This window comes from Streptomyces sp. WAC00040, assembly GCF_056835925.1.
Genome location: NZ_JAKQZE010000005.1, coordinates 522,729 through 544,056, shown reverse-complemented (window position 1 = coordinate 544,056; position 21,328 = coordinate 522,729). Strand labels below are relative to the sequence as shown.

General features: G+C 69.1%; 25 protein-coding genes. All 25 read left to right on the top strand.

The window, feature by feature from the left end; all coding sequences use genetic code 11:
* Positions 1–668 precede the first annotated feature (668 nt).
* A complete protein-coding gene (locus MDN94_RS37450; protein WP_482730216.1) occupies positions 669–1,010 on the top strand; it encodes a hypothetical protein in 342 nt (113 codons plus the stop codon).
* Positions 1,011–1,082: 72 nt separating this feature from the next.
* On the top strand, positions 1,083–1,496 hold the full coding sequence (locus MDN94_RS37445) for a hypothetical protein (protein WP_482730215.1): 414 nt from the start codon (positions 1,083–1,085) through the stop codon (positions 1,494–1,496).
* Positions 1,497–1,686: 190 nt separating this feature from the next.
* Complete coding sequence (locus MDN94_RS37440) at positions 1,687–2,106, top strand: hypothetical protein (protein WP_482730214.1); 420 nt, start codon at positions 1,687–1,689, stop codon at positions 2,104–2,106.
* Positions 2,107–2,231: 125 nt separating this feature from the next.
* Entirely contained in the window at positions 2,232–3,419 is a 1,188-nt protein-coding gene (locus MDN94_RS37435; RefSeq protein ID WP_482730213.1) for a DUF932 domain-containing protein, read from the top strand.
* A gap of 204 nt (positions 3,420–3,623) precedes the next feature.
* Positions 3,624–3,998 carry a hypothetical protein gene (locus MDN94_RS37430; protein WP_482730212.1) on the top strand — a complete coding sequence of 125 codons (375 nt, stop codon included), beginning with the start codon at positions 3,624–3,626 and terminating at the stop codon, positions 3,996–3,998.
* Positions 3,999–4,149: 151 nt separating this feature from the next.
* On the top strand, positions 4,150–4,995 hold the full coding sequence (locus MDN94_RS37425; RefSeq protein WP_482730211.1) for a hypothetical protein: 846 nt from the start codon (positions 4,150–4,152) through the stop codon (positions 4,993–4,995).
* Positions 4,992–5,528, top strand: a complete 537-nt coding sequence (locus MDN94_RS37420) for a hypothetical protein (RefSeq protein ID WP_482730210.1) — start codon at positions 4,992–4,994, stop codon at positions 5,526–5,528. Before MDN94_RS37425 ends, MDN94_RS37420 begins: the two co-directional genes overlap by 4 nt.
* Positions 5,529–5,903: 375 nt before the next feature.
* Positions 5,904–6,755, top strand: coding sequence for a DNA-processing protein DprA (locus MDN94_RS37415; protein ID WP_482730209.1), 852 nt, complete (start codon positions 5,904–5,906; stop codon positions 6,753–6,755).
* Between the two features lie 389 nt (positions 6,756–7,144).
* A complete protein-coding gene (locus MDN94_RS37410) occupies positions 7,145–8,650 on the top strand; it encodes a ParB/RepB/Spo0J family partition protein (protein ID WP_482730208.1) in 1,506 nt (501 codons plus the stop codon).
* Between the two features lie 71 nt (positions 8,651–8,721).
* Positions 8,722–9,105 (top strand): hypothetical protein, encoded by a 384-nt coding sequence (locus tag MDN94_RS37405; RefSeq protein WP_482730207.1) that lies wholly within the window; start codon positions 8,722–8,724, stop codon positions 9,103–9,105.
* Between the two features lie 54 nt (positions 9,106–9,159).
* A complete protein-coding gene (locus MDN94_RS37400; protein WP_482730206.1) occupies positions 9,160–10,341 on the top strand; it encodes a DUF3560 domain-containing protein in 1,182 nt (393 codons plus the stop codon).
* Between the two features lie 132 nt (positions 10,342–10,473).
* The gene (locus MDN94_RS37395; RefSeq protein WP_482730205.1) at positions 10,474–10,902 is read left to right on the top strand and encodes a DUF6197 family protein; all 429 of its coding nucleotides are present in this window, start codon (positions 10,474–10,476) and stop codon (positions 10,900–10,902) included.
* A 39-nt stretch (positions 10,903–10,941) separates the two neighbouring features.
* Positions 10,942–11,304: a hypothetical protein gene (locus MDN94_RS37390; protein ID WP_482730204.1), complete on the top strand. Its 363-nt coding sequence runs from the start codon at positions 10,942–10,944 to the stop codon at positions 11,302–11,304.
* Positions 11,305–11,438: 134 nt separating this feature from the next.
* The gene (locus MDN94_RS37385; RefSeq protein ID WP_482730203.1) at positions 11,439–12,023 is read left to right on the top strand and encodes a hypothetical protein; all 585 of its coding nucleotides are present in this window, start codon (positions 11,439–11,441) and stop codon (positions 12,021–12,023) included.
* Positions 12,024–12,451: 428 nt separating this feature from the next.
* Positions 12,452–13,039: a hypothetical protein gene (locus MDN94_RS37380; protein WP_482730202.1), complete on the top strand. Its 588-nt coding sequence runs from the start codon at positions 12,452–12,454 to the stop codon at positions 13,037–13,039.
* A gap of 350 nt (positions 13,040–13,389) precedes the next feature.
* Positions 13,390–13,803 carry a hypothetical protein gene (locus MDN94_RS37375; RefSeq protein ID WP_482730201.1) on the top strand — a complete coding sequence of 138 codons (414 nt, stop codon included), beginning with the start codon at positions 13,390–13,392 and terminating at the stop codon, positions 13,801–13,803.
* Positions 13,804–14,075: 272 nt separating this feature from the next.
* On the top strand, positions 14,076–15,164 hold the full coding sequence (locus tag MDN94_RS37370; protein WP_482730200.1) for a hypothetical protein: 1,089 nt from the start codon (positions 14,076–14,078) through the stop codon (positions 15,162–15,164).
* An 80-nt stretch (positions 15,165–15,244) separates the two neighbouring features.
* On the top strand, positions 15,245–15,571 hold the full coding sequence (locus MDN94_RS37365) for a hypothetical protein (RefSeq protein ID WP_469649383.1): 327 nt from the start codon (positions 15,245–15,247) through the stop codon (positions 15,569–15,571).
* Positions 15,568–15,957, top strand: a complete 390-nt coding sequence (locus MDN94_RS37360; protein ID WP_469649380.1) for a CpaE-like family protein — start codon at positions 15,568–15,570, stop codon at positions 15,955–15,957. Before MDN94_RS37365 ends, MDN94_RS37360 begins: the two co-directional genes overlap by 4 nt.
* A 67-nt stretch (positions 15,958–16,024) precedes the next feature.
* Positions 16,025–16,525: a single-stranded DNA-binding protein gene (locus MDN94_RS37355; protein WP_482730199.1), complete on the top strand. Its 501-nt coding sequence runs from the start codon at positions 16,025–16,027 to the stop codon at positions 16,523–16,525.
* 293 nt (positions 16,526–16,818) lie between these two features.
* Positions 16,819–18,039, top strand: a complete 1,221-nt coding sequence (locus MDN94_RS37350; RefSeq protein ID WP_482730198.1) for a hypothetical protein — start codon at positions 16,819–16,821, stop codon at positions 18,037–18,039.
* Positions 18,040–18,120: 81 nt separating this feature from the next.
* On the top strand, positions 18,121–18,777 hold the full coding sequence (locus MDN94_RS37345; RefSeq protein WP_482730197.1) for a hypothetical protein: 657 nt from the start codon (positions 18,121–18,123) through the stop codon (positions 18,775–18,777).
* The gene (locus tag MDN94_RS37340; protein ID WP_482730196.1) at positions 18,741–19,757 is read left to right on the top strand and encodes an adenine nucleotide alpha hydrolase family protein; all 1,017 of its coding nucleotides are present in this window, start codon (positions 18,741–18,743) and stop codon (positions 19,755–19,757) included. Before MDN94_RS37345 ends, MDN94_RS37340 begins: the two co-directional genes overlap by 37 nt.
* Before the next feature lie 30 nt (positions 19,758–19,787).
* Positions 19,788–20,123, top strand: a complete 336-nt coding sequence (locus tag MDN94_RS37335; RefSeq protein WP_482730195.1) for a hypothetical protein — start codon at positions 19,788–19,790, stop codon at positions 20,121–20,123.
* Between the two features lie 156 nt (positions 20,124–20,279).
* A complete protein-coding gene (locus tag MDN94_RS37330) occupies positions 20,280–21,176 on the top strand; it encodes a helix-turn-helix transcriptional regulator (protein WP_467664765.1) in 897 nt (298 codons plus the stop codon).
* Positions 21,177–21,328 lie beyond the last annotated feature (152 nt).

The following is a 21,328-nucleotide window of genomic DNA, read 5'->3' as shown; positions in this document are numbered from 1 at the left end:
CAGCCGGACGGTTCCGGCTTCGCCGGAACCGTCCGGGGTAGCTGCGCGACCCCGGACGCGCGCTGCGCGCGCATCGCGCGGTAGTTGAGTGTCCGTCACCCGGTGCGCTTCGCTTGCCGGGTGACGGGGGTGTTTCTGGCCGCGCCAGTCCGCTTCGCTCCCTGGCTTCCCACGCTGGACCTCTAGGCCCGCAGCAACGGGGAAACGGAGTGATGCACCGCGTAGAGATTGGGGAACCGCTGGCCATCCTCCGGGCTCCATTTGCCAGCCTCTCAATGGGAGCAAGGGGGCGAGCGCGCCCCGCCCTCTGTCCGGGGCCCGCAGTGGCCCCGGGGTCCTTAGGAGAAGCTCCCGTGCCGCTCCAGACCGCCCGCCACCATCTCCCGCAGGCCGCAGAGGGGAAGTCGGCTCCCAGGCAGCCCAGAAGGCCAGGGTGACCAGGCAGGATGCGCCAGGGTCGTTGGAGGGTCGGCCCCCTATTCGGCCCTCCAGTCGGCCCCTTAGTCGGCCCCACAATTGGCCCCCTATTCGGCCCCCTAGTTTGGCGGACCCTCTTGACCGGTGATCCATGGCAGGTATTATGGAACATGTCACCGGGTGGCTCCCGGTGACACCGCCAAAAATCGTCAACAGAAAGGTTCATCGTGGACCGTAGGATCAGGGAATCCGTGATCCGTGATGGAGCAATCCAGCACGTCAAGGGACCGGACACCGAGCAGGCAGTAAAGGCCCGGAATATCGCGCATCACCTTCCCCGCCCCGAACTGCTCCTTTCCGCAAGCATCGTCCACAACTACGACGAGCGCTTTACCGGAATCCGCTTCGAGACGGCCGCAGGCCCGTTCCTCGTGATGATGCCGGTTGAAATCGGCTTCTCATTCGCGGTCATCTTCATGCCGGAAAACCGGATCGTTGGCAGCATCGTGGGGAACGTGGCGAATTCTGTCGTCTCGGCTCCCAGGGTCGCTTTTCGAATCTCCGAATACTTCGGAAATCGCGGGCTGATTTAAGCCCACGGCTCCCGCCCGGAGAAATCCTGGCGGGAGCCCCCGCCCCACCGAAGACCACGAGAGGAACGAAAAGTGATCGAAGAATCAGGCGAACGGGTCTACGAAGCCCTTACGCGACTGGCCAACGGGTTTGGCACAGGAGAGCACAGGCTCACGGCCACAACCCAGGTTCCAGGCCGCCGAACCGTCACCGAAGGTTCAGCGTTCGTCGAATTGATCAGCGAGCCGAAGCCGGTGATTCGCGCGTACGGCGAAGTCCGTCAGTTCAGCTACGCACTCGTGTGCGCAATCGAATTCGACAATGGAACGCTCATGAGCCGTTCCTATGTCGATGGAAGTGTCATCGCGCGCGGATGGTTCGTAAATCAGCGATGGTTTACGCCGATGTCTGAAGGTGAAGTGTTCGCGAACGTGTGCACGGACGCGGACGGTACCCCTTTCTCTCCGCTGCCTGAATTGAAGTTCCAGGCCGGATTCCCCCTGTAAAAGGGCCCAGCGGGTGGGGGGTGCTTCCCCCCACCCGCACCACCTCAGTTCACGAGACCAGAAACGGAAAAACTCAGTGACTCACGACAAGACCCGACTTGCAGGACCTGTAACCGCGCTTCCGTGCCCGCCGTCGGAAGCGGAAAGGGAAGAGTGGAAGAACGGGTGGGAGGCCATTCTCGATAGGGCCATGCCCACTCTGCGGAAACTGTGGCCCGCCCCCATCACTCTCGAAATCGCCCGCGATCTCTTCGCCCTCGGATGGATCACCGGATTTCGGAACGGCACAGCCCCCAGGGAGTTGCGCGGAATTCGGCTCCCCTCCCACATCGTCACGGGAGCACTCGCCAATCTGGACAGCGCAATTATTCGCAAGGCCGAGGGCCAGCCGTCGATGTGGCAGCGCGTCGAGTACAACGGAAACGTCGGCCCGGCACGCGGTCGACAGTTCTACGTGACCCGCATCGAGCACCAGGGCGAGCCGGACGGTTCCAAGATCCGCACTGTGTACGACCTCAGCAGGCGAGAGGGCGGACAGTTCGTACGCGTCCTTATCGGAGCGCACGAGGAGAGTGTCAGGCCCCTGCCGGTGTGGTGGCACCGTCCCTGACCAGCGGTTAGGTGGGGGCAACCGGTGCCGGTTGCCCCCACCCCCTGCACTATGTATTATGGAACATGTCACCGGGTGGCTCCCGGTGACACCGCCGAAAGACCGTCAATCGAAGGGGACAGACCATGACCACTCCGTACGCCACGCGCACCGCGACGAGCGTCGGCCCGCAGGTGGCCCGCAACGCCGGCCTGGCCGACCTGGCGGCCATCCTTCAGGCCCAGCACGCCCGAAAGTTGGACGTGATCGCCCCCGCATCCGCGCTGCGCGCCGAGCAGGGAAACCTGATCATCAAGGGGGTTGCCCCGCAGATCACCGACGAGGGTGTGACCAACGTCGATGGCACGTACCAGCCGACCGGGGTCGCCGACGAGGGAATTGCCGACAAGCTGCGCATCCCGCTGACCTACGTCCGCCGCCTGCGCGCAGAGGCACCGGGCCTGTACGACGCCAACGTGAACGAATGGCTCAGGCTCACGCCGGACCGCCGCTTCATGGTCCGCGCGATGCGCAGCGACGAGACCGGCGAGGACGGCCGCCCGGGTGTCGGGATCGCGCGTGCGTTCCTGTCGGACAGCTACCGCCTGATGGACAACGTCGACGTCCTGATGGCAGCGCTGGACGGCATCCAGCAGTCCGGGCACAGCGTGCGGGTCACCGGGTGCGACCTCACCGACCGCCGGATGTATGTCCGGGTGGAGTCCGACGAAGTCGCCGTGCAGGCACGCGAACTGCTGCGCGGGTACCGCTCCCCGTTCACCGGCCAGACCGGCGACGAGCTTCCCATGGTCAGCGCGGGATTCGTCATCAGCAACAGCGAGGTTGGCTCCGGCGCGTACACCCTCACGCCCCGTGCCGTCGTCCAGGTGTGCACCAACGGCCTGACCATGACCGAAGACGTCATGCGCGCCGTGCACATCGGGGCGAAGCAGGATGAGGGACTGATCAAGTGGTCGGCCAGCACCGACCGCAAGACGCTGGAGTTGATCGCGTCGAAGACGACGGACGCCGTGACGACGTTCCTCTCCCGTGACTACGTCGAGGGCAAGTTGAGGAGCATCGAGGAGGCCGCCGGGCGACCGGTCGCGAAGCCGGAGCAGGTCGTCGAGCAGGTGGCCAAGCGGCTCAACTTCTCCCAGACGACGCGTGACAACATCCTGGCCCACTTTGTTCGGGGCGGGCAGATGACCGCGGGCGGTGTCATGCAGGCGGTCACCGCCGCCGCGCAGCAGCTCCCGAACGCGGACGCCGCCCACGAGCTGGAGGCCCAGGCCCTTCCCGCGCTGCGGGCAGCCGCAGCACTCGCGGCCTAGCAGGCCCACGGGTGCCGGTCCCTGGCCCACCGCCAGGGACCGGCACCCCCGGCACGGCCCCACCGCCGCCCACCGCGCGGAGGCCAGTCTCCGCCGCTGCGGCAGTCGCCCGAGACCAGCATTGGAAGTAGGACCATGCGCCGCCGCGCGCCGCACACCGCCCCACCCGCGCCCCCTCAGCCGCCCAGCACGGCAGAGCGCGCCATGAACGGCCTAGTGACCGTTCTAGGAGCCGGATTCCACACCCTGCACTATGTGTCCGCCCAGCACGACGGGACGTTCGTTCTCGCGTCCCTGCCGATCGGCGTAGCGCCGCGCGCGCGGATGCTGTACGCCACGCCCGAGGCAACCAGCCGTTTCCTTGGCCCGCTCGCCGCAGGACTGGAGAGCACCGACGCGAGCCGCGCCCTTGTGGTCGCCGTGAGCGCGGCCCAGCCCCCCAGCCGACCGCGCCAGCGCGCGTGCGGTTGGGCCGTGGCCAATGGGTGGCTGGAGCCCCTGCCACCGGCCGCCCTGGACGTGCACGACGCCGACCCGTACCAGTCCCCCGCGATCCCCCAGGAGCCCCACCGTGGCTGACGCCTGCCCCAGCACCAGCGCCGCCCCCGGAACGCTGCGCCGCCACAGCAAGCCCAACGCGGCCTAACCCGCCGGGTGGGGGCCGCTCTCGAGCGGCCCCCACCCCCCTGATCACCCCACCAGCTCAGAAGTCAGCAGGAGACGACCAGTCATGTTCGAAGTGACCACGTCTTACGGCCCAGCTCGCCTCACGGCCGCAGAACCCGACGAGTCCGGAGCGGTTCTCTACACGGCCACCGGTGCCGTTCGGGGCCCGTTGCACGTGACAGCCACCCACCACCCGGCCGAATGGCACCGGTTCAGCGCCGTTCGCGTCACTCTTGGCACGTTGCACGGCATGGACGCCATGCCGGCCGAACCCCTGCCGCGCGTCGGAAGCGGCGCCCGCCCCTACTGGGCAACGGCACTGCGGAAGACCGAGGAGCCTGCCCATGTCCCGTGGGCATGGCAGTTCGGGGAAGCGGTCGACGCGCGGAACGGTGAGACGGCGCGGCCCCGCCCCGCTCAGGCACTCGAAGCCGTGATGCGCGCGTGTGCCGAGGACTACGCCAGCAGGCCCGATCTCCCCCGCCTTTCCGCACTCGCCCGACGTCGAGAGACGCCCGGACTGGTCCGGTGGCTCGTGGTCCACGGCATCCCCAGCCGGGAGCGGGACGCGCAGAAGTACGAGCAGGAGGCCGAGCGGCACCGGCAGCACGCCGCGCAGGCCACGGCGGCATGGTGGACCGCCGCCCGCTGGTTCATGGCAGCGCCGTCCCCGGTGCTCGCCCTGGTGCTCGCCTACACGCCGCGCAGTCTCGCCCACCAGGCCGCCTATCTGCCCGAGTTCGCGGACATGGCCGCCGAACAGGCGCGCCAAGAGCGCCGGATTCTGCGGCAGTTCCGTACCGAGGTCGAGGAGTTGCGAGGAGCAGCCCGCGCCGAGCGTCTGGCGCGCCGCTGCCTGTCGCACGTCCGCGCCGAGGAAGAAGCACGCAGCCAGGGAGTCGCCGCATGAACGCCCCAACTCAGGGAGTCCGCCGCCGGCGCGCCCGGCGGACCGTGCCGATCGCCCGTGTGCAGGTTCGCGGGTACGGAGTGATCATCTACATGCGTACCGGTCGGTTGTCCGGCCGGTACACCGTGGACCCCGGATTCCTTGCCGCGCCGGATGGGTGGCTGCACCGCGCACCGGTGGACGACGTCCGCGCAGTGGGGCGCAGGGCAGCAGTGCGGGCCGCCCAGCACAGCGCCAATAGGCACCTCAGCAGCAATGACGGATGGGGCCGGATTCCGAACGGGCCGGTTGTCCCGTTCGGAGCCGGGGCGATGGTGCTTTCCGACCGGAGCCGCCGCTGTCTCGGTCTGTGGCGGCATCCCCACGGCACGTACGTGGTGACCGTCCCGTCCCTTGTGGTGGGGGATGAGTGGCGTACTTGGGATGAGCACGGGTACCGGGGTCGCCGCCGCGGTGTGCGCGCCTACCAGTGGGGACGCCATCACGCGTATCTGGGGGACCGTTTCGCCACCGTGCACCGGCGCACCGACTGAGAGGGAGCCCGCCGGTCCGTCCGGGACCGGCGGGCCCAGCGGGTGCGGTGTCCTTCGGATGGGGTGCCGGCGTCGGCGGGCCCGCGACTCCGCGACGGAGAGCGGAGGCGTGTCGGATCTGTGGGTCGGATCATGAGGTGCCAGGCTGCGCCGGGCGGCTCCACCCCCGCGACTCATGTATTATGGAACATGTTGAGCAACCGCCCAAAGGCTCCCCGAATTGCAGGGAGACGCTGCGCGCACCGATGGTGCAGCACGGCGTGGAGCAAGCCGACCAGGAGGACACCGAGGCGCCTCTCCGCACCGCCCCGCGGTCCCGGCGACAGCCGGGACCGCCACCCGACAGACGACGACACAGCAGCGAATCGAGGCAGCATGACCACGCACGAGTTCGCTCCGAGCGAGCGTGCGGCCCGCGCGGCCCTGGCGGCTCACTTCCCGCCCGAGAGCGTGGCGGACGACGTGGCGGAGTTCGGGGCCGTCCGGTCGTGGCTCCGCCGCGCCGAGCGATCCCCGCTCGCCCTCTACCGGCCGGAGTCCGCCCTCACGCGCGCCCTTCCCGCCACGTTCCTCATCCCAGGTGACCACCAGTGGCCCGCCAGGATTTCCGACTTGGGCACCGCATGTCCGCTGGGACTCTGGACTCTCGGCACGGCAGACTTGCACCAGCTCATCACCCGGTCCGTCGCGGTGGCCGGTGCCCGCAACGTCACCGACTCCGGATGGCAGGGTGCCATGGAAGCGGGGAACGCACTCGCCCGTGCGGGCCACACCGTAGTAACCAGTCTTGCCCACGGTGTGGCCAGCGCGGCCCTGTACGGAGCCCAATCGCAGGGCGGGAACGCCGTCATCGTGATGCCGTGCGGACCCGATATATGCCACCCCAGTGATCAAACCGAGCTCCGCGGACGGGTCCTCATCCGTTCGGGAATGCTGATCACTCCATTCGCACCCGGCACCCCTCCGAGCGCGAACACTCTGCATCGGGCGGCACGGCTGACGGCTGCCCTCGCATCCGCCGCACTGCTGATCGAGCCGCACAGGGAGCCGAACCGTACGCCGCTCACCGTCCACGACGCTGCGGGCGCGATGGGGCGCAGGAGGGTCTACCTGGCACCGCCCGTGCCGCCACCCGACGAGACCCTGACCGGCGCGCCCGTTCCCGCAGTCCCCGAGGGAGCGCGGATTGCACTCACGGTGGCCGACCTGTCGCACGCCCTCACCTGACCAGAGCTCAGCGGCGCCCAGCGGCGCAGCTGGAAAGTCCCATGACGAAGGAGAACAGATGGGCAAGCCCCGACCCGCCGAACCGCAGGGATCCGAGCGGCGGCCACGCGCGAGACCGTACAACACGGGCTGCATCTACTGCGGAGGCACAGCGAGCCGGACAGTCGGTTTCGTGCTGACACTGGACGGCGAGAAACGGCCAGTGCTCGCCTGCTCGCGCCACACCCGAGAGCGCAGCCGGCCCTGACAGACCAGCAATAGCCGGGGGTGGGGCAGCCACCTTTCACGGAATTGCCCCACCCCCTAGGATCATGTATTATGGAACATGTCCGAGAGGGTGGCTCCCCCGGACACCCGAAAGATCGTCACTTCCGCACCAGGAGGCCCCCATGACCACCGTCACGACCGCTCCCGCCGAGGCTCCCCGCCCCGACGACGAGCAATTCGAGGTCGTACGGCTCGACCCCGCCGACCTCGAACGCGACCCCTGCAACGCGCGTACCGAGGGAACGGCCCCTGACGACCGCCTGATCAACTCCGTGAAGGCGCTCGGAGTCGAGGACCCCATCAGCGTCCGCCCCCTGCCGAACGGCAAGTACGGCGTCTTCAAGGGCTGGCGGCGGGCCCAGGCTGCCCAGATCGCCAACGAGACCGCCGAGGCCGAGGGACGGCCCCGCCAGACGGTCAAGGCCGTCATCCGGACCGACCTGACCGGCCGCGACGCGTGGACACGCTTCCTGTCGCTGGTCGAGAACGACCACCGGTCCCAGATGGAGGCACCCGACGCCATCAGGGCGGCCGAACTGTCGCTGGTCGGCATGAACGACATCGAGCGCAGCCAGGCGAAGCGCGCCCTTGGCCTGAAGGGAAACGCGGTCAAGTCGGCCCGGCGCGCCGCGAAGCTCAGCGACGCCGAGCTTCGCAAGGCCAGCGCAGAGGGGATGGACCTGGAACAGCTCGCCGATCTCTCCGAGGTCGAAGGGGTTCCGGGCGCGCTGGACAAGCTGAGCCGCGCGAAGGCGGCCGACGAGGAGGAGGGACAAGGAAAGCGCGGGCACTGGGACCACGCGATGGCACAGCTTCGCCACCGGCTCGCTGACAGCGAGGCCAAGCAGAAGGCGGTCACAGCACTGAGGGAAGCCGGGGTGCCGCTCCTCCCCGGCTACACGTACGGCAGCGACGGTCCCCGACCGCTCAGCGATCTGACCAACGAGCTGCATGACCCGCTCACGGAGGACCGGCACAAGTCGTGTCCTGGCCACAGCGCGAAGCTCAGCGAGGAGAACCAGCCGGTCTGGTACTGCTCCGCCCCCAAGCAGTACGGGCACAACATCGTCCCCAGCGCGCAGGAGCCGAAGAACAAGCTCTCCCCCGAGGAGTCGGCCACGCGGCGGCGCAGGATCGCGCGCAACAAGGCATGGGCAGCGGCACAGGAAGTCCGACGGGCCGAGATCGCCAAGCTGTGCCGGGCCCGTTCGCTGGACGACAAGGTCCGCAAGTTCGTACTCGTCTGCCTGATGAACACCAGCTCAGCCCACACGCACTTCGCTCACAGTGCGATGGATAGCACGGCGACCGAGCTCGTGTCCGGGTTCCTGGGCGTGGACGACCCCAACGCCGACACGGCCGCCGCGATCCGGCGCAGGGGCGGGCCGTTCGACGAACTGGTCAGCCAGACGGCGAAGGCCAGGGAGTGGCACCTGTTGTTCGCACAGGTGGCAGCCGCCATGGAGTACGCCATCCGGGAGCGGAACGCCTGGCAGAACCTCAGCTCCGAGGAGGGCCGGTGGCTGCTGCTGCTCGAGGAGCTCGGATACACGCTCTCCGAAGTCGAGGCCGAGGCCGTGGCCCGGCACCGTCCGGCCGCCCCGGACGCAGGTGACAAGGCCGCCTGACACCACGCCCCAGCCGGGGGCTGCCGCGCGCGGCCCCCGGCCCCGCTCCGCACAGAATCGAGCACCTCACCATGACCGCACTGTCCGACGTTCTCGCCTACATCGCACGCGCCCGCAGGGACGATCTCCCGCACATCAAGCACGCCGTCAAGATCCGAGAGCGAGCGCTGCTGAGGGAAGCTGCCGCGAAGCTCGCCCCCGGCGCGCTCGTCACGATCGCGGGGATGAGGCCGCAGGACTGGAACGGCAAGCAGGGCGAGATTGCCGAGGTCGACGGCAAGGCCGCGCGCCTTACGTTCACCGAGCAGTCCACCGCAGCCCTGCGACTCTCACGCGCTACGACCATCACCCGCCGGATCCCCAGCAACGCCGAGCGGTGGACGACGTACGAGTGGTTCCCGCTCCAGTGCCTGACGCCCGTTGACCGGGCCGACGGCGACACCCCCACCCCGTGACATCCGCCCGGGCGGCGGTCCTTCCGCCGCCCGGGCCCCTTCCAAGGAGCAGCCATGTCCCAGAACCCGTTCCCCGCCAGTCAGAGCTTTCACGTCGTCTGGTCGGCAGAGTTCGAGGCATCCACCCCGCAGGAGGCCGCCGGCCAAGCACGCGATCAGCTGCGGAGCATGGACGAGCCAGCGGCGTTCCCGCCTGTGTTCGAGGTGTCCAGCCCCGACGGCGAAGCCGTCACCGTCGACACCGCCGCCGAGGAACCTGTGATCACCATCCGGCACACCCGCGCGGAAGGAACGCTGATCGAGTGCAGCAGCAAAGGTGACGGCGTCTACGACGTCATCCGCCCGCACGGCTTCCGGTACTTCCGGGGCATCGACCGAATCGGCCTGCCCCGTTCACGGGACCGGGCAGCCCGGCACGCGGTGATCGAGCAGGCGGCCGAGGCGCTGAGGAGCGCCGGGTACGCCGTCACGGTAGAGGTCCAGGAGGACGTGCGGCGCACCTTCACAGCGGCCGAGGAGGAGCGCGGGCGGCAGGCGGCAGCGCGCGCCGGCAGAAGTCAGGCCGCGGCGAACCGCGCCCAGGCGAGAAGCGAGGACCTGTGGGCGGAAGCCAAGAGGCGGCGCGGCTCGATTCCTTCGGGGCAACCACTGCTGACCGATCACTACTCGTACTCCCGGGAGCTCAAATTCCGTGAGCGGACGTTCGCCATGGAAGGGCAGGCTGTCACCGAAGGGGAGCGGGCAACGCAGCTGACCCACCGGGCGGAAGCAGCGGCGAACTACACCAGCCGCCGTGAAGCGGTGGGAACCACACGCCGCCGCACAGAGCGGCTGGAGGGGGAGCTCCGGCAGGTACTCCGCCGCATCGAGACCGCCCATGAGGGGGCAGCGTCACGCGAGGACACGGCGGAGCTGGAGCGCCGCGCAACGGAGATCCGCGAGGAGCTGGCCCACTGGCGCAAGGTGCTGAAGGACGCCGAAGAAGCCGGGCGGAAGGTCTGGACGCGAGACGACTTCGCACCAGGCGATTTCGCACACGTCTGCGGGCGGTGGTACGAGGTCCTGAAGGTCAACGCCCGGTCCCTGACGCTGCCTCCCGGCCCGCTCGATACCCGGCGAGTTGTCACCCGCGCCGACGCAGCGCCCGGCCGCAGCTCCCGCGTGACTTATGACCAGATCACCGGGCGGCGCACCCCGGGCGAAATGGCGGCTGCGCAGACGGCGGTAGACCTCTGAACCCGCACCGGCCGCGGCGCACCGAGCCCGGTAGCGGACCGCCGGGCGCCGCCCCCTCGCTGCGAGTCATTGGCACGCCATGCCGGGCCGACCCCCCGGACCACGCTTGAAGGAGTAAGAGGAGAACCGCCCGTGCACCGCATCCAGTACAGCCCTGACAGCATCGTCATACCGACCAACCCCCGGGCGATCCTGGAGTGGGCTGCGTGCCACATAGAGCGCGTCGGCCTCTACCAGGGCGATGACCTGTTCGCTGGTCCGGGTCGGACGGTCACGTTGGCCTGCTGGCCCCGCGGAGCCATCAACGTTGCAGCCGGCGACGGCCGCCGAAGCAGCGCACGCAGGTACGACGGCGCGGCCATTCGGCGCGGACGGGCGTCGGCGTACCGCATGCTCGCGGAGCATCTCGCAGGAAGGCCCCTGGAGGTGAGCGACCCGGGCGAGGCCGAGCGAGTCCACTGCCAGTTCATCGACCTTTGGAGTGAGCAACCAGGCATGACGGCTGCCCGCGCGGCCAAGGCCATGCGGGACGCTGCCAGCGAAGCCGACCTGCTGCTCTGACTGCCGCACAACCTCGCACCATCTGCACTGAGGAGTTCCATGCGTCACGAGGACGAGAGCTCAGCCGACGAGCACGAGGCCATCAAAGGCGAGCAGGCGGAGGTGGACCAGGAGGCTGCCGCCATGCACGCGGCAGCGGACGGCTGGCACGCCGTGCGGGATCGCGGGTACTGCAACCACGGTTCGGCCGTCGGCTACCGGCGTCCCGCCGTCTACCCGGAGCAGGAAGGCCTGGCAGTGGGTCAGCTCCGCTGCACCGCCGGGTGCGGCACAGTCTTCGAGTCCGACGCGGCCTGGTGCGCCGCCCTGGACGATCCCATGGCGGACCCGGTGCTACTGCCCCGCCCTGTGAGCACGTTGGGGGCGCGGACGGCGGTGGATGGGGATTGCCCTTCCCTTTGATTTTATGTATTATGGAACATGCCCGGCCCCGGAGTGGCGCATCCTCCGCGGCCGGGTGCCCATCAGCGCTGAGCCACAGGCCCCTGGCGGCCTGTCCGCGGCATGAGCAACGCAACCCCTATGGGAGAGGTATTATGGAAAATGAGTCAAACTCGCCGGGTCCCGAAACTCCCCTCCCCTATCGGCTCGGTGAGCCCGACGTCGAATGCCACTACCCCGTTTCCGTCGACGACGGTAAGCACATAGGCCGGATCTTCCGCTGGCACGGCGCATGGCTGGCCGTCCCCGCTGGCTCCGAGGATGAGATCCGCGTAGCCGACGGACGCAAGGGACGGGACCGCGCCGCCCAATACCTGGCCGCCGAATACGCCGCGGGCCGCATCACCTCCCTGGACTCAGCCGCGAGTAGCGCCCAGGTTCCAACGCTCAGCGGCCCAGTGCCGCTGCTGCACTGGCGCCTGCCTGCCACAACGCGCAACGTCGAGGCCGCGCGGACGGCGATGGCTGGACTGGCCGCGTACCGATGGTGGCCGCTCAGCGGCTATCCCGGCAGTGACAACCCCTGGTTCATGAGCTGCCAACTCTGCGAGTGGACGGGACCGCGCTACTGGAGTCACCTGCGCGGTCGCAACAAGCAGCCGCCGCCGCTGTCCCGCCATCGGGGGTGCGTAGACCCCGAGACGGTGCGAGCACGGATCCCCGCCTACCGCAAGAAGTGACCCAGCCAGCACCCGGCCCAAGGGCCCAGCACGTCACGCCATGAGGGCGGAGCCGGGGCGCGACCGTACGCGCCCCGGCTGCCCATCCACCCACCCCTGCACCCACGGAGAACAGCCATGCCGCACCACACGCTCCCGGACACCACAGACACCTTCCACCTCACCGAAAGGCCAGCTGACACATCCGGGTTCGACCCCCTGCCGCCCGGTGTGACCCTCGAGCACGCGGTCGTCGTCCGCGCCCATGCGGTGACGTCGGTGACCTTGTCTTCGCGAACTTCACCGAAGGCTCCGGTCTTCGGGCCGCCTCTCACCTCCCGGTTCCGTTCATCGCCCATCCCGGCGCGAACTGCGCAAGCGGCCAGGTCGACGAATGCGTGGAGTGTGACGACTGGAGCGGCGTCGGCAGCGACCGCACCATTCGCCTGATGCCGGCCGAAGACGGCATGTGCTCCATCGAGTTCCGCAACGCGCCGCTGGCAATCGTCCGCGCCGACGTGGTCAAGCGGCAGACGGCAGACGCCCTGTACCGGGCTCTGCGCCTGGCCGAGTGCGAAGCCACCCACGACCGGTTGCACGCCCTGGCCGAAGCGGTCGGCGGCATCGCACGGTGCACGCCGATCGGCTCCGAGCAGGCAGTGCAGCCGTACCTGGACGCGGAGGACTCTCTCCGCACGGCCGCCCGCTTGGCCGCCGACCTGTCCCAGCCGATCCGGGCGGCGCTTGCCGACTTCGTCACGGGCTCCGGCCACGGCGTACAGCGCACGTTCCTCGCCGCATACGGGCCGCTGCTCGCCGAAATGAACGCACGACAGCAGACCACGAGGGACGACACCACCGCGAGGGCGTGGCGGATCGCCATGGACGACACCTTGGTCGCCCTGGCGCAACTCCCCGGCCAGGACAGCAACACCGCATACGAAGCCGTGGAGCGAGCCGTGCGGCACTCCCTGACCGCACTGGCAGGACCACTACTGCGCCGCGTCGAGGAGCTGCACACCACATTCGCAGTGTGACCCCTAAGCCGGGCAAGGGGGTGAAACCCGCCCCCTTGCCCGGCCGCCACTTCTACCGAGACAGGAGCGACACCATGACCGATGCCGACGGCTCCCAGCGCCGCGACACCCACACTTCGCAAGGCCCACGCCGCCCCCCAATACCGGACCGCTGCCGGCACCTCGCACGACAAGGGGGGCTCGCCGTTCCCTGGATCTCCTACCAGCACGCAGGGCACGCTCTGTTCGGCGCGCTAGACCCACGGCGACGGCTCCAAGCCCTCACGCAGCAGCTCTGCCAGATCTGCTGCGGCCCCCTGATCGAGCGGTCTTGTCTGCTGGTCCGCCCACGTGACGAGCAAGCCGGGTACGTGGCAGAGCCAGCTCTCCACCCCGAGTGCCTGGCCTACGCCCGCCTGGCATGTCCGATGCTCAACGGCAACGCGAACGCCTACCGCTCGTCAGGAGTCCCCGCCGGACACCCGGTCAACCGCGCCTGCGCTGACCCCCAATGTCCATGCCCCCAGGCAACGAGCAGTGGGGCGAGCGCCCGCGCCGGCGCGAGCGCCGAGGGATGGGCCTGCTGGTTCATCGACACCGCTACGGCCTACCGGATCAAGGCCACGAAGGCTGGTGTCGTCCTCGGCCTGGACTTGAACGTCCCCGTGCTGCGCGTCCGCGTCGTCCGGCGTGCCTCCCGGCCCGACCTCGAGACCCTGATGTCCGGCGTCCGAGAGCTCCTTGCCCTGGAGCATCCCCCCGCCGGACCCCAGATCACTCCCTGACCGGCACCGCAGCCCGTTAGCCGTGGCTCCGCATCCCCGTGTGGGGCCACGGCCCGCCCGTGCTACGCCCAATCCCACCCAGACGGCCGATCGGTACTTCCTCGCCTTCCCGACAGTTGCATCGCTCATTGACTACCTGGCTGTCGCACCCGCCAGCTCTGTGCTGCTGCCCGCGCCCAGAAGTTGGAAGCCCCCGCCACGGACTGCCGCGGCGCGCCATGAGCTCCGCCCGCCCTACCCACCGGCCGTCCTCCGGCCCGAAGGAGGCACCCATGCCCTCTTGGAACCCGATCAGCCAAGACGCCGCCCGCATCCCGGAACTCAGGAAGACGTTCACCGTCTGCCGACGCCGCGACACCGGCCCTGACGGCCGCGCGTGGACCAGCGTTGACTCGTCCGAGGCATGGGCCAAGTACACCGATCCCACCTGGTGCGGGTACATCCGTCTGGCCGCCGACTGGGATCGAATCCAGATCGCCTCTCGTATCGACCACGGCGATGTCTTCTACGAGCTCGCCCGGACACCCGTCAAGGTGCTGGTCCTCTCCGCCTGGATCGCCGAGGACGGCACCGTCACCGAACGGCCGGAGACCGTACGCGACGCCGCCTGGACTGAAGCCTTTCACGGCGACTGGGACCGACATGCCATGCGCGCCGCCCAGTGGATCACCTCCGTTCCCACAGCCGGCGACCCGTTCAACTACACCCAAAGCCACCGCTTCAAGGAGGCCATGAACCGGGCCACCGTCCGGCTGAAGAAGTGGTCCTACGAGCAGTTGGAGACCTCAGGCGTCCCCCTGTGCTGGCACATCGAGGATTACCGCATCCGCCTGCGCCACGGCCGCTACAGCACACGTGTGGTGCTGACCGGCTCCGACTTCGACGCCGTACGCGAGGAATGGATCGGCGGCCTGCCGCGCACCCGCCGCCGTGTGCTCGCCGACGACCGCTTCCGCCGGGCCGTCAACCAACGCGGCAACGTCGTCGACCTCAGCAAGATCAAGGCTGGTCCGAGCCTGCTCGAGAAGCTCCGCCGTGAACTCGCCAATGGTGCCGTACCGCGGCCGCGTACGGCACCGTTCCGCACTTCCTCGTGGGTCGCCTGGAAGTGCCCGGAGGCCGACACCGAGCGGCGCGGCGTGGTCGTTGGCGAGTCCTTGAGCCGGTCCAAGGTGGTGGCTGTGCGCATCCTGCCCGACGACGGAGGAGACGAGGTCGAGGCCCATGTCGCGGGCCGTGTGGGCAAGCTCGTCACGTGCGGGATGATCCGCAGGGGAGAACCGGGCACCGTCACCCCGGCACCGGTCCCCTCGCTGGATGAACCCGAGGGACGGCGTGTCGTGGGGCTGCGTTCGCCCTGATCGAGTTGCTCAACCATTCATTGTTATGTATTATGGAACATGTTGAGAAGGTACTCCCTCCCCCCTGTCCGGAGGTCCACATGTCCACCCGCCAGGAGCGCGGCCGCATCGAGGACATCGTCATGCGCGAGTTCGCGACCTACGCCGCAGCCCTCACCGCCGCGAATCACTCCTGGGAGTCGGCATGGGAAGCGGATTGGCCGCAGGGGAGCGAACTGCGGCGAGTCCAGGAACGGTTCGGGCTCGCCTTGGACTGCGCCCGAGCGGTGGGCCTGAACCTCACACCCCCACACATCACCCAGCTGCACCAGGCACGCCTGACATACGTGGCCCTCTTCCCCGGAGGCGCACCCAACCTCTCCGGCGACACAGCCCCGAACCACCGAACCGAGAAGGACCGACAGTGAACGCTCCCATCCTCATCGTTGCCCCCCAGCTTCCCCGTGAGCTGCTGCCGACAGCACGCACGCTCCCGCTGCTCACACGCGAGCTCAGCGAGCTGACTCCCTCCGAGTGGACGTCCTCACCTCTGGTACTGGCCCACCGGATGTACTGCTCCGAGCTCTCCTCCCCGGAGAGCGGCTTCGACCGCCGGCCGGGCATCGTGGTCCTCGGTGAGGACCTGGACGACAGGCTGATCTTTTCCGACGCCGCAGCCGTAGGCTCCGAGGCCGTCGTGATGCTGAGCGAAGGCGTTCCGTGGCTCGTGCTGCGCATGCATGAGGCGACCGACTTCCGCTACGTCGACTGGAGCGCCCCCTTCAACGACCCGGGACCGCAGCCCGTGTCCTGACCTTCTGGCTCGTGATGGGTCAGGACACCCGCCAAATTATGTATTATGGAACACGATTGGAGTCGTCATGAGCGGCGAGATCACCCCCACCGTCCACGGCATCGTCCAGGGCGACCCACAGCTACGGCACGCACCCAGCGGCCGCCCCGTCGCCCGCTTCCAGCTCGCATCCACTCCCCGGGAGTACCACCGGCCCACCGGCGAGTGGCGCGACGGCGCACCTGTCATCTTTCTCTGCACCGTCTGGGGCCGCCTGGCCCAGCACGTCGCGGCCTCCCTCGCCGACGGAGTCCACGTGGTCGTGACGGGCCACCTGACAGCCTGTGATCGCGAGCTCCACATGACCGCCAGCCGCGTCGGCATCGATCTGAACGCCCACGTCGCCTACGTCGACCACACACTGCCCGCCCAGCTCACGGGGCGGCACGCTGCCTCTCCCCCGCCCAACCACCGCCTGCGCGACGCGGCCCAACTCTCCCCGCAGCGCCACCCGGCAGCCGTAGGCGTCCCGCGCGGCTGGGCAGCCCGCACTCCGGCAGACGTCCCGACCTGGGCGCCCGCCGCCTGACCCAGTCCTCCTTTGACGTGCCGGGGCCGTGACCGCGCGCCCCGGCACCGGACACGAGGGTCGAGCGGATCCCCGCCCGTCTGCCTACTGCACGACGCGAGCGGCATCACGGCCGTCGCCCCGCGATGCTCCCACCGAGCCGGCCGGAGCCCACCTGCACGACCGCCGGGGCCTGACCGCACCGGCCCGCCCGGGAGATCGCCCGGGCCCGTGGCCGGGTCTCCGCTACGCCCGCAACCGCGGCCGCTCTCACATCCACCGCCGTTCCGGCGACGCGACTTCACGAGGTACCGATGTCACACGATCACCCCACGGCGTTCCCCTTGTTCCAGTGCGGCGAGACCATCGACACCGTCGTCAACTGGGGCCTGGGAGTTGATTCGACCGCCTTCCTGGTCAAGATGCTCGATGATCCCCACGCATACGGCGTAGACCTCGCGCGCACCGTGGTGCTTCACCAGGCCACGGGCAGCGAGTGGCCCCGCACCCGGGAACTGGCAGAGACCTACGCCCTGCCCCTGCTGCGTCGCAGCGGTGTCCGGCTGGTGCAGCTGGCGCGTGGCGGCCAGCACAAGGCCGCCGGGATCACCGTTCTCTCCGACACCCGCCAGCCTCACGAAGTGGTCGACCGCGGTGAGTGGACGCTATGGGAGGAGTACGAGACCAACGGCACCGTCCCTCAGCAGGCTGGCAGCAGGCTGTGCAGCTTGCGCGCAAAGGGCGAGGTGGGCGACCGGTGGATAGTCGGAGCGATCGACCGCCCGTTCCGCCAGTTCATGGGTTTCAACGCCGACGAGGAGGGACGTAAGTTCCGCGACCAGGCGGCGGCGAAGAACCCTTTGCGCACCGGCTGGTACCCCCTTATAGACGACTGGAGGTGGGGCCGGGAGCGGTGCGAGGAGTTCCTCAGAGACCGTTTCGGCGTCACCTGGGACAAGTCCTACTGCACCTTCTGCTGCTACCCGGTATCGATGGGCGCCCTGCCGGCGCACCTTGCCCGGATGCGGCAGCACCCGGACATCGCCGGAGAGGTCCTGCGGCTTGAGTACACGGCCATGGGGCTCAACCCGAACGCCCGGCTGTTCGGGCGTCGCAGCCTGCTCGAGCAGTTCGATCCCGACCGCGCCGACGACCGCCGCGTCCTGGCCGCATTCGAGGACGAGCTGGACTGCCCCTGGGCTCTCTATCACGTCCGGCGGATCCTGCCCGCGTCCGCAAAGGACCCGGGAATGCGCGGCCGGGCCAAGCGATCTGTCCAGCGCCTCGACATCGGCCGCCCTGGTCCGCTCGGAAGGCGCCTGAAGTCCCTTTCCGACCGCCACGGCGTTCCTGTGGAGAGCGACCCGTACGGACGTACCCGGGCGTGGGTGCGCACCCGCGGCACGGTTTTGCCCGTGACCGAGGAGCTGCTCGTCACCGGTCCTGCGCGTGTGCGCGACAAGCAGACGAGCGGGTTCGAGGCGGCTTGGCGTGCGGCCGTCGGCGATCCGTCCACGCAACTGCCGACCGGCTGAGCAGGGGTTGCTGTGCTGTACCTGGCGACGCCCTCCGGCGGCGCGGTCCGGGATGCGATGAGCCGCGGCCTGCTGGGCTGCATGACGACACCCGCTCAAGGCAACCGCATCCCGGACGGTGCGCTGTATGCCTGCGACAACGGCAAGTTCGGCAAGGGCTGGCCTGGTGCCGAACGGTGGTGGGCGTGGCTGTGCGCCACCGTGGACCGATACGGCCCCGCCCGATGTCTGTGGGCCGTCGCCCCTGACGTTCCGCTCGATAGCGCGGCGACCCTCGTGGAGTCGCTGCCCTGGCTGCCGCGTATCCGGGAGCTCGGCGTTCCGGCGGCCTTCGCAGCGCAGGACGGCTGCGAGAACTTCCGGCTGCCATGGGAGGAGTTCGACGTGCTCTTCCTCGCCGGCAGCACCGAATGGAAGACCGGCCCCGCCGCCGCGGGGCTCGCCGAGGAGGCCGTGGAACGCGGCGTCACCGTCCACATGGGGCGTGTGAACTCCCTGCGCCGACTGGGCTGGGCCAACGCGCTGGGCTGCTCCAGCTGTGACGGAACGCTGCTCGCCTTCGGTCCGGACATTCACCTGCCGCGCCTGTTGGCATGGCTCGCCTCACTGCCCGATCACTCAGGCCCTCCCCCGCAGCCGCCGCCCGCCAGCAGTGCGCTCGGCAGAGACGCCATCACCCAACTCCCAGGAGGAAGCACCCCATGTTCGCTCACCAGCAGGTCGCCATTCCCGACCTGACGCAGTACGACGTGATAGCCCCGCAGCTGTCAGGGGGCAAGGACAGCGCCGTGACAATGTGGCTGTGCATGGACGCCGCCCGGCGTGCCGGCGTGGTCGACCGCGTGCACAGCTACCATGCTGCGCTCCCGGTGCTCGACTGGCCAGGAGTTCACTTCGCGGGCCGCGAGTGGCTCGGCGTCGCCGAACTCGCCGCCGCGCAGAGTCTGGCGTTCGGCCTGCCGCCCGCTCAGCACCGTGAAGTGACCCGGACCATGCCCGGCCCCGACGGCAGGCGCATGCCCCACTCCCTGCTCACTGAGATCGCGCTGTACGGGAGGTTCCCCACGATGGGGACCAAGTACTGCACGAAGTCGGCGAAGGAGTCGGTCGTTTCGGCCAGCTGGACTCCGTTCGTTTCGGCCCGTTCGCGACAGCTTGGCCGGCCGGTACGCATCCTTAAAGTGCAAGGTCAGCGACGGGCGGAGAGCCGCCAGCGGCGCGACCTGCCGGTCATGCGCACCGTGCTGCGCAACAGCGCCCGCGTCGTCGACGAGTGGCTGCCCGCGCTCGACTGGTCTACGGAGGCAGTGTTCGAGTGGCTCGACGACTACCCGGAGCTGCGCCACTGGACGTACGACTCGGCTCCCGGGGCGTACGACCGAGGGGGCACGTCCCGCTGCTCTTGTTCGCTGTGTGGTTTTGCCTCCCGGCGCGATCTGCTGATCTCCGTCGGTCGGCGGCCGCGGCTGGCTGCCCTGTACGCGGAGGTCGAGGCGGTACGCGGAGACAGCTTCCGACCGGACTACCGCATCCACCAGTTGATTCACGAAGCCGGCATGGCTGGTGCCCCGGAGCCGGGCGTAGTGTGCGACGACGACACCGCGGCCTTCGATGATGTCGCCGCGCAGGTTCGGGCTGCCCTGCAGCAGGCTCCCCGTAAGCCTGTTGATCTCGCACGCGTTGCTCCCGGCGAGGACGTCTGCGCGCTTTGTACCTGACCCCACCGTCCCAACAGCTAGGAGATCACCATGACCGCCCAGGCAACCACTCTGCTGCTGCAGCTTGCTGCCGTCGACGACGTAGGGGACCTGCAGCGGCTGCTGCCCGCGGGCCACGCCACCTGGTGCGCCGGTTTCGCGGCCTTCCGTTCTGAGGTCACCAGGCGCAGCGAGGGCCTGAGTGACGCGGAGCTGGCCGACTGGTGTGCGCAGGCGGGTGTTCCGTGGCTCACCGGGCGGACACGGGGCGAGTCCGTGGCTGAGTTGGCCTTCGCCCTGTGGGAGTGCACGCCTGCCTCCATCGCTTACACGGAGGCGGCCGAGCAAGCCGCTGAACTGGGCATCTGCCTGGTTGACGAGTCATGAGCGCCCAGTCTCGGGGAGCGTACGCGGGCGATGTGGGCGCGTCTCCAGGTCGACCGCACGCCGGCCGCGGAGTGGACAACACCCCGCACCGTATGCATTATGGAACTTGCCGCACGGATTCGTGCGGCGCCCCTGACACTCTGGATGAGGTGCATCATGTCGCAGGCTGCGGATCGCCGGCTCGTGACCACTGCCGAGATCTGCGATGAGTTCGACGCGCGGCCCTCGCGCATCAGCGAGTGGTACGGGGCCCGGGCCGAGACCGGATTTCCCGAGGTCGCGAAGACCGAAGGCCGGAAGCGCTACTGGCACTTCGACGACGTCGCCGCGTTCTTCGCCAAGCGCGCACAGGCGCGGGCTCCGCAGCCGCTGCCGGCCGACGCGCTCGAGAAGGATCAGGGGCAACTCCTGACAACGGCCGAGGTCGCCAAGCTCCTTGGATACGCCCCGTCCACGATCTACTGGTGGCTGCGGCAGCTGCCCGGCTACTTCCCGGAGCCGGACGAGACCATCGACGGCATGAAGTGGCGCCTGAGCACCATCGTCGCCTGGCACTCGAGCCGCCCCGGCTCCGGCCGAACCAAGGGCAGCAGCCGCAAGGCAGAAGCCCTGCCGGCGGTCAGCTGGGAGGGCGACCCCGAGGACCTCCTGGGCACGAAGGAAGTTGCGGCACTTCTCGGCTTCTCCAGCACGACCTCGTTCTCAAGCTCCCTCTACCAGGGCAACCTCCCCCAGCTCCAGGAGAACGTCATCAAGGCCCCCGGCCGAGGCGGGCGCGAGGTCAACAAGTGGCCCCGGCGTGTGGTCGCCGAGGTGGCCCGCGAACGCGGCATCCTGAAGACGACCACGGAGGAGACCGTGGGCATCAAGGAAACGGCAGAGCTCCTCGGGTATAGCGACTCCAACAGCTTCCTCAGTGCGCTGTCTCGAGGAAGGCTTCCGGAGCTGGCGGAGCCCGACGAGCGGGTCGCTCCCGCGGCCGGCGGCCGCCAGCAACCGCGGTGGACCCGTGCGCGCGTGGAACGGGTCGCAGCAGCTCGCACCTCCTCCTGACGAGGTTCGGGCATCATAGATGTGGCCGTCCGGCTGTGGGCATGACGATCGCCCCGGCGGGCCGGACGCGCCACCTGATGGTCGGTATGGAGAGGCAGCCACCTCTCCTCCCGTACCGGTTCCGACCGGTACGGGGCCGACCATCGGTCTCA

Bases quoted from the DNA above. Each gene is read 5' to 3' on its own strand.
- MDN94_RS37440 (WP_482730214.1), top strand. From the start codon at position 1,687: ATGCCCACTCTGCGGAAACTGTGGCCCGCCCCCATCACTCTCGAAATC.
- MDN94_RS37435 (WP_482730213.1), top strand. From the start codon at position 2,232: ATGACCACTCCGTACGCCACGCGCACCGCGACGAGCGTCGGCCCGCAG.
- MDN94_RS37430 (WP_482730212.1), top strand. From the start codon at position 3,624: ATGAACGGCCTAGTGACCGTTCTAGGAGCCGGATTCCACACCCTGCAC.
- MDN94_RS37425 (WP_482730211.1), top strand. From the start codon at position 4,150: ATGTTCGAAGTGACCACGTCTTACGGCCCAGCTCGCCTCACGGCCGCA.
- MDN94_RS37420 (WP_482730210.1), top strand. From the start codon at position 4,992: ATGAACGCCCCAACTCAGGGAGTCCGCCGCCGGCGCGCCCGGCGGACC.
- MDN94_RS37415 (WP_482730209.1), top strand. From the start codon at position 5,904: ATGACCACGCACGAGTTCGCTCCGAGCGAGCGTGCGGCCCGCGCGGCC.
- MDN94_RS37410 (WP_482730208.1), top strand. From the start codon at position 7,145: ATGACCACCGTCACGACCGCTCCCGCCGAGGCTCCCCGCCCCGACGAC.
- MDN94_RS37405 (WP_482730207.1), top strand. From the start codon at position 8,722: ATGACCGCACTGTCCGACGTTCTCGCCTACATCGCACGCGCCCGCAGG.
- MDN94_RS37400 (WP_482730206.1), top strand. From the start codon at position 9,160: ATGTCCCAGAACCCGTTCCCCGCCAGTCAGAGCTTTCACGTCGTCTGG.
- MDN94_RS37390 (WP_482730204.1), top strand. From the start codon at position 10,942: ATGCGTCACGAGGACGAGAGCTCAGCCGACGAGCACGAGGCCATCAAA.
- MDN94_RS37385 (WP_482730203.1), top strand. From the start codon at position 11,439: ATGGAAAATGAGTCAAACTCGCCGGGTCCCGAAACTCCCCTCCCCTAT.
- MDN94_RS37380 (WP_482730202.1), top strand. From the start codon at position 12,452: ATGCCGGCCGAAGACGGCATGTGCTCCATCGAGTTCCGCAACGCGCCG.
- MDN94_RS37370 (WP_482730200.1), top strand. From the start codon at position 14,076: ATGCCCTCTTGGAACCCGATCAGCCAAGACGCCGCCCGCATCCCGGAA.
- MDN94_RS37365 (WP_469649383.1), top strand. From the start codon at position 15,245: ATGTCCACCCGCCAGGAGCGCGGCCGCATCGAGGACATCGTCATGCGC.
- MDN94_RS37355 (WP_482730199.1), top strand. From the start codon at position 16,025: ATGAGCGGCGAGATCACCCCCACCGTCCACGGCATCGTCCAGGGCGAC.
- MDN94_RS37350 (WP_482730198.1), top strand. From the start codon at position 16,819: ATGTCACACGATCACCCCACGGCGTTCCCCTTGTTCCAGTGCGGCGAG.
- MDN94_RS37345 (WP_482730197.1), top strand. From the start codon at position 18,121: ATGACGACACCCGCTCAAGGCAACCGCATCCCGGACGGTGCGCTGTAT.
- MDN94_RS37340 (WP_482730196.1), top strand. From the start codon at position 18,741: ATGTTCGCTCACCAGCAGGTCGCCATTCCCGACCTGACGCAGTACGAC.
- MDN94_RS37335 (WP_482730195.1), top strand. From the start codon at position 19,788: ATGACCGCCCAGGCAACCACTCTGCTGCTGCAGCTTGCTGCCGTCGAC.
- MDN94_RS37330 (WP_467664765.1), top strand. From the start codon at position 20,280: ATGTCGCAGGCTGCGGATCGCCGGCTCGTGACCACTGCCGAGATCTGC.